We start from the raw sequence: 7766 nt of genomic DNA, 5'->3' as shown, positions 1-7766 counted from the left end.
CCATCGTCTCCGCCACCAACTCCCTGGACTCGAACGCCTGGCGGGCATCTCCCAGCAGTACCTGAGCATGCTCACCGCCTCGTTGAGCTATCTGGGCCCATTCCCCCGTATACGCCGGCATCGGCGACGCGGGCGCCACGACGCTCGCCAGCGGCGTGACCCGACCGGGCGACTACAACATCAACCTCGGCACCTCCGGCTGGATCGCCGCAGTCTCAAACGGGTCCATCACCGATCGGCCGGGTGTGGCCAACCTCGCCTACCTGACGCCCGACACCGTCATCAACGGCGTGCCGTTCCTCAACGCCGGCAACGTCCACCGCTGGTCCACTTCGGTGTTCGCGAAGGACTACCCGTCCATGACCGAGCTGCTGGCCCGCAGCGTTCCGGGCAGCAACGGCGTGCGCTGCCTGCCGTACCTGGCGGGCGAACGATTTCCCGTCATGAACGAGGCGGTGAGAGGCGCTTTCGTCGGCATCACCCCGGAGACCACCGCGGCCGACCTGGCGCGGGCCACGCTCGAAGGCGTGGCGTTCTCCATAGCGCAGGGACTCGCGTCGTTGCCCGACCCGCCGGCGGAGATCACACTGGTCGGAGGAGGCGCCCGCGAACGCCTATGGTGCCAGATCATGGCCGACGTCCTGGATCATGAGGTCACGGTGGTGGACAACGCCGACATCATGCCGGCCATGGCGTTGAGCGCCTGGTGCTGCGTGAACGTGGCGCGTTGCGTTCCCTGGACCACGTCTCACGGTGGCTGCGGGAGCGTCGCACCGGGGAACGCTACGTCCCCGATCCGCAGGACGCCCGCGCATACCGTGCGCTCGCCGAAGGACAGCGTGCGCTCTACCCGGCCACGGCGGGACTGTATGCCCGCCCGGACAGTCAAGGAGCGAGCCGATGATCGACCATCTCACGCTGCACGTGCGGGACGTCGCACGCAGTGTCGCCTTCTACTCAGCCGCTCTGGAACCCCTGTGCTACATGGTCAAAGCCCATCACGAACCGACCCTGGGTCTGGGGGCTCGGGACGGTACCGCGCACGCCGATTTCTATCTCTCGCCCGCACCGGGCGGGGCGTGCCCCCCGCCGACGCACATCGCCTTCCGCGCGCGTGACCGGGCACAGGTCCGGGCTTTCCACCGGGCCGCACTCGCCGCCGGCGGCACCGACAACGGGGCCCCTGGTCCACGCCCGTACCATCCGGGATATTACGCGGCGTTCGTGCTCGACCCCGACGGCAACAACATCGAGGCGGTGACCGATTGGTCCCATCCGGTGGACCCTCGCGGCGCAAGCGACCCGGGGAATCCCGTCCCGGCGATGGACCGAGCTGCGGCGACTGCAGGTGCAACGACCGAGTCGTGACCCAAGGCTTGTCGTGACACGGCGTGTCGTGGGACATGCGGCGGTGGACATACGTGGACGGGCGTGTGATGATTCGCTATATGGACTCGCCCAACATATCCGGCATATGCGGGCGGTAGTCTGTGCGAACATCGTTCCCATACCGGCAGGTCTTGTTCCTGCAACTATCGAAGGTGGTACCGTGACCCGTCATGCTCCGCTCGATTTGACCATCCGCCCCGCGAAGGGCCTGTACGACCCCGCACAGGAGCACGATGCCTGCGGCGTCGGCATGGTGGCCACGCTCAGGCGCCGACCGGAACGCCGGGTCATCGAATCGGCCATCGAAGTGCTCGTCAACCTCAACCATCGCGGCGCGGTCGGCGCCGAGGAAAACACCGGCGACGGCGCCGGCATCCTCATGTCGATGCCCGACGAGATGCTGCGTTCGACGGTCGAGGCGACCCTTCCTCGGGCGGGAGGATATCTGGCCGGTATCGCGTTCCTGGACCGGGACATGGCGGCCATGGGCGGCCAACAACAGCAGATCGGCGACATCGTGGCCCAAGAGGGGCTCGAGGTCCTGGCCTGGCGCACGGTGCCGACCAATCCCGACGGCCTGGGCCTGCAGGCCCTGGCGTCCATGCCGTCGTTCATGATGCTCGTCGCGGCGGATCCCTCGGGCCGCATCAACGGTCTGGCGCTCGACCGCATCGGCCTGCGCATCCGCAAACGCACCGAACATGAGGCCGGTGTCTACTTCGCCTCCTTCTCCAGCCGCACCCTGACGTACAAGGGCATGCTCACCACGATGCAGCTCACGCCGTTCTTCCCCGACCTCGGCGACCCCAGGATGAAGGCGACCGTGGCGGTGGTCCATTCTCGTTTTTCAACCAATACCTTCCCCAGCTGGCCACTCGCGCAGCCGTTCCGCCTCATCGCCCACAACGGCGAGATCAATACGATCCAGGGCAACCGCAACTGGCTGTCGGCCCGCGAGGGCCGTCTCAAGGCCCCGCTGCTCGGCGAGCTCGCGCCGCTGCTGCCGATCGACACCCCGGGATACTCGGATTCCGGCACCTTCGACGAGTGCCTGGAACTCCTGCATCTCGCGGGGCGCAGCCTGCCGCATGCGATTCTCATGATGATGCCCCCGGCGTGGCAGAAGGACGAGGAACTCGACCCGGACATCAGGGCGTTCTATGAGTACAACAATTCACTGATCGAGCCCTGGGACGGCCCGGCCGACATCATCTTCACCGACGGCACCCAAGTCGGCGCCCTCCTCGACCGCAACGGTTTCCGTCCCGGACGCTGGCAGATCGACGACGATGGCCTGGTCGTGCTCGCCTCGGAATCCGGCGTGATCCCCGAGATCAAGCAGAGCAGGATCACCGCCAAGGGCCGGCTCGAACCGGGACGCATGTTCCTCATCGACACCGCCGAAGGCCGCCTGGTGCCCGACGAGGAGATCAAACGCAACCTCGTCGCACTGCATCCGTATCGACGCTGGGTCGAGGGCAATTCGGTCGAACTGGCCGACCTGCCCGCCCGCGAGCACGTGAGCCATTCGGGACAGTCCGTGCAGCGTCGTCAACGCGCCTTCGGCTACACCGAAGAGGATCTCAAGCGCCTCCTGACCCCCATGGCGAACACGGGCAAGGAACCCTTGGGTGCCATGGGCAACGACACCCCGATGGCGGCGCTGTCTCGTCACGGCCGCATGCTGTTCGATTACTTCACGCAGAAATTCGCCCAGGTCACCAACCCGCCGCTGGACTGGGAGCGCGAGGAGATCGTCACCAGCCTCGAGTCGGCCATCGGCCCCGAACCGAATCTGCTGGACGACACCGAGCTGCACGCCCGCAAGATCATCATCCCCGGGCCGGTCGTCGACTCCGATGAGATGGCGCAGCTCAAACGCCTCGATCGGGCGAGCATCCTCGGCGGATACTACCGCACGTATATCGTCAAGGGCCTGTACCAGGTCGCCGGCGGCGGCAAGGCTCTCGAGGAGCGGCTCGAGGAGATCTTCGGCGAGGTGGACCGGGCCATAGCCGACGGCAGCAACTTCATCGTGCTCTCCGACAGGGATTCCAACCACACGTGGGCCGCCATCCCCTCCTTGCTGCTCACCAGCGCGGTGCAGCACCACCTGCTCAGGGCCCATACCCGAACCCAGGTCTCCATGGCCGTGGAGGCGGGCGACGTACGTGAAATCCACCATGTGGCCCTGCTCATCGCCTACGGCGCGGCGTGCGTCAATCCGTATCTGGCCTTCGAATCCGTGGAGGACCTCGCGCGCAAGGGATATCTCGCCGTCGACGCCCGCACCGGCGTACAGAACCTCTCGCATGCCCTCTCCACCGGCGTCCTCAAGATCATGAGCAAGATGGGCGTCTCCACGATCATGAGCTACCGTGGTGCGCAGCTCTTCGAAGCGGTCGGCCTGAGCCCGCAGGTCGTTGACCGGTACTTCACCGGCACCGTGTCGCGCGTGGGCGGCGTGGGCCTCGACGAACTGGCCCAGGAGGTGCAGATGCACCACCGGGTCGCCTATCCGAACCAATGGACGGCGAGTCCGCACCGCAATCTGCGCACCGGCGGCGACTACCAGTGGCGGCGCACGGGGGAGGACCATCTCAACGACCCCGAGGCCGTGTTCCTGCTGCAGCAGTCGACGAGCCGCGCCGACTATGCGATGTTCAAACGCTATTCCGCCCACGTGAACGACACCTCCAACCGCATCATGATGCTGCGCGGACTCATGGAACTGCGCGGCCACCGCCCTCCGATCGACATCAGCGAGGTGGAACCGGCCAGTGAGATCGTCAAGCGCTTCTCGACCGGCGCGATGAGCTACGGCTCGATCTCGCAGGAGGCCCACGAGACCCTCGCCATCGCCATGAATTCGATCGGCGCACGCTCGAACTCCGGTGAAGGCGGGGAATCCGACGACCGCATCGCCGATCCGAGGCGCACCAGCCGCATCAAGCAGATCGCCTCGGCGCGGTTCGGCGTGACGAGCGACTACCTGGTGCACGCCACCGACCTGCAGATCAAACTCGCCCAGGGGGCCAAACCCGGTGAGGGCGGGCATCTGCCCGGCGCGAAGGTGCCGCCGTGGATCGCCACGGTGCGTCATGCGACTCCCGGTGTGGAGCTGATCTCACCGCCGCCGCACCACGACATCTATTCGATCGAGGATTTGAAGCAGCTCATCAACGACGCGAAGATGGCGAACCCCAAGGCCCGCATCCACGTCAAGCTCGTCTCCGAATTCGGCGTGGGTACCGTCGCCGCGGGTGTGGCGAAATGCCATGCCGACGTCGTGCTCATCTCCGGCTACGACGGCGGCACCGGCGCGGCACCGCTCAACGCGATCAGGCACGCGGGGACCCCGTGGGAGATCGGGCTGTCCGAGACCCAGCAGACCCTCGTGCTCAACGGTTTGCGTTCGCGCATCGTGGTGCAGTGCGACGGCGAGCTCAAGACCGGACGCGACGTCATGGTCGCCGCCCTGCTCGGCGCCGAGGAATTCGGGTTCGCCACGACCGCGCTCATGGTGGAGGGCTGCGTCATGATGCGCGCCTGCCACAAGAACACCTGCCCCCAGGGCATCGCCACCCAGGATCCCGAACTGCGGGCTCGGTTCCGCGGCAAGCCCGAGGACGTCGTCACCTTCTTCATGTACATCGCCCAGGAGGTGCGTGAGATCCTCGCCGAACTCGGCTTCAGGACGCTCGAAGAGGCCGTCGGACACGTCGAATGCCTCGACCAGCGCACCGCGGTCACCCGGTGGAAGGCCGAAGGTATCGACCTGTCGAAGGTTCTCATGCAACCGGGGCCGACACCCGGCACGGCCTTGCACCAGAGCGTGCCCCAGAACCACGAGCTCGACAAGGCGCTCGACAACAGGCTGATCGAATTGTCACGCCCCGCGCTCGACCGGGGGGAGCCCGTCCGCATCGAGATGCCCATCCGCAACGTCAACCGCACGGTCGGCACCATGCTGGGCTACGAGATCACCATCCGACACGGGGCCGAGGGACTGCCGGCCGACACCATCGACATGACCCTGCACGGTTCCGGGGGCCAATCCACGGGAGCCTTCATCCCGCGGGGCGAGACCCTGCGCATCTACGGCGACGTCAACGACTACGCGGGCAAGGGACTGTCGGGGGGGCGCATCGTCATCCGACCCGAGGACCACATCGCCTTCGATCCTCACACCAATGTGATCGCGGGCAACGTGACCGGCTTCGGCGCCACCTCCGGCGAGATGTTCGTGGCCGGACGCGCCGGTGAACGTTTCGCCGTACGCAACGGCGGCGCGACCTTCGTGGTCGAAGGCGTGGGCGACCACGGCTGCGAATACATGACCGGCGGCACCGTGGTGATACTCGGCCCCACCGGACGCAACCTCGGCGCCGGCTTCTCCGGCGGCAACGTCTACGTCCTCGATCTGGAACGTCGACGGATGAACCCCCACGCCATGGCCGACGGCAGCCTGCTGCTCGGCGGGCTCGACGCGCAGGGGGAGCGACTCGTGCACGACCTGGTCAAGCGCCACGCCGAGGAGACCGGATCGGCTTTCGCGCGGGACCTCCTGGACCGCTGGGCCGAAACCCGAGCACGGTTCACGCATATCGTGCCCCGCCAATACGTCGCCATGACCGCCGCCATGGACAAGGCCAAGCAGGAGCACGTCGACTTCAACGCACCCGGATCCTGGGAAAGGGTCTACGAACAGGTTATGCAAGGAGCAGCGAGATGAGCGATCCCAGAGGATTCCTCAAGGTACGGACACGTCGCGAACTGGCCGAACGGCCGGCGGCCGAACGGGTGGCCGACTGGTTCGACGTGCACAGCGAGCATGGCGCCCAGCCATGGACCGCGGCGCAGGCCTCACGCTGCATGGACTGCGGCACCCCGTTCTGCATGACCGGGTGCCCGCTGGGCAACATCATCCCCGAATTCAACGACCTGGTCAGCCAGGGCAAGTGGGAGGACGCCTATCATCGCCTGTCCCTGACCAACAACTTCCCCGAGGTCACCGGCAGGGTATGCCCGGCGCCCTGCGAACACGCCTGCGTGCTGGCCATCCACCAGCCCGCCACGACCATCAAGAACGATGAGCTCACAATCATCGACCAGGCCTTCGAGCTGGGATACGTCACTCCGATGCCGCCCCAGCGCCTCACCGACATGACCGTCGCGATCGTGGGCTCCGGTCCCGCCGGACTCGCCTGCGCCCAGCAGCTGACCCGCGCCGGGCACACCGTCGTCGTGTACGAACGTGACGACGCCCCCGGCGGCCTCATGCGCTACGGCATACCGAACTTCAAACTCGACAAGCACCTCATCGACAAGCGCGTCGAGCAGATGACGGCCGAAGGCACCCGGTTCCGCCTGAACACGGAGATCGGCAAGGACATCAGTTGGGACGATCTGCGCTCGCGCTACGACGCGGTCATCGTGGCCATCGGTTCGGGAGTGCCGCGCGACGTGGCCATCCCCGGACGCGAGCTCGAAGGCATCCACTTCGCCATGGATTTCCTGCCCGACACCACACGGCGGCTCTCCGGATCTCCGCTCAAGCACGACATCAGCGCGCAGGGCAAGCACGTGGTCGTGATCGGCGGCGGCGACACGGGATCCGACTGCCTCGGCTCATGCCTGCGCCAAGGCGCCAAGGACGTCACCGTGCTGCAGATCAACGACCGGGAACCGGTCGAACGGCCCGAAGGACACCCGTGGCCGACCTATGCCCGCACCTACCAGAAAACCACGTCGATGGCCGAGGGCGGCACGTATCTGTACGACACCGACTCGGTCGCCTTCAGCGCCGCACCGACGGACGCCTCACACGCCGACGGGGACGAACCGGCCGGTGTGGCCATCGAACCGCGACTCGAGGCCTCCGGGTTCCTGGCCGATGCCGAGCACCACGTCACCGGCGTGAAGGTGGTGACGGTGGGACCCGGAGCCGATGGCCCCCGTACCCGGCAACCCGGCACCGAACGGATCCTGCCGGCCGACCTGGTGCTCATCTCGATCGGATTCGCGCACCCCGACACGGCGAGTCTGCTCGACCAGATGCCCGTTGAGCTCGACACCCGGGGCAACGTGGCGCGCGACGATCAGTTCGCCACGACGCAGGAGGGCGTCTTCGTGTGCGGCGACGCCGGACGCGGTCAGAGCCTGGTCGTCTGGGCCATTGCCGAGGGGCGCAGTTGCGCCGCCGCCGTGGACCGCTATCTCAACGGTTCCACGGAGCTGTCCTCGCCCATCGCCGCCACGGACCGGCCCATGGCGCTGCCCAGAACCCGATAGTCGCCCGACGGCGAGGCCGTCCGCACGACGTCCTGGTACGGCGCCGTCGCATCCAGCCCGGACCCCGTAAGGTCGGCGGCATC

The 7766-nt window shown here is 66.9% G+C and carries 3 protein-coding genes and 2 pseudogenes; all 5 read left to right on the top strand.

Features of this window, described 5'->3' with window-relative positions; genetic code table 11:
- Positions 1-155 precede the first annotated feature (155 nt).
- Positions 156-614, top strand: a pseudogene (locus BMON_RS09600) (FGGY-family carbohydrate kinase); the annotation flags it as partial.
- A 92-nt stretch (positions 615-706) separates the two neighbouring features.
- Positions 707-904 (top strand): hypothetical protein, encoded by a 198-nt coding sequence (locus tag BMON_RS09935; protein ID WP_156098621.1) that lies wholly within the window; start codon positions 707-709, stop codon positions 902-904.
- Positions 901-1275: pseudogene (locus BMON_RS05460) on the top strand (VOC family protein); the annotation flags it as partial. The gene BMON_RS09935 and the pseudogene BMON_RS05460, both read left to right, overlap by 4 nt.
- 274 nt (positions 1276-1549) lie before the next feature.
- The gene (gltB, locus tag BMON_RS05455; RefSeq protein ID WP_033512164.1) at positions 1550-6124 is read left to right on the top strand and encodes a glutamate synthase large subunit; all 4575 of its coding nucleotides are present in this window, start codon (positions 1550-1552) and stop codon (positions 6122-6124) included.
- Positions 6121-7683 carry a glutamate synthase subunit beta gene (locus BMON_RS05450; RefSeq protein WP_033512163.1) on the top strand — a complete coding sequence of 521 codons (1563 nt, stop codon included), beginning with the start codon at positions 6121-6123 and terminating at the stop codon, positions 7681-7683. The genes gltB and BMON_RS05450 overlap by 4 nt, the downstream gene beginning before the upstream one ends.
- The last annotated feature ends 83 nt before the right edge of the window (positions 7684-7766 follow it).

The sequence above is a fragment of the Bifidobacterium mongoliense DSM 21395 genome (assembly GCF_000741285.1).
Taxonomy (GTDB): Bacteria; Actinomycetota; Actinomycetes; order Actinomycetales; family Bifidobacteriaceae; genus Bifidobacterium; species Bifidobacterium mongoliense.
Note: the sequence above shows the minus strand (reverse complement) of the source record. Positions and strands in the feature narration are given on the sequence as shown.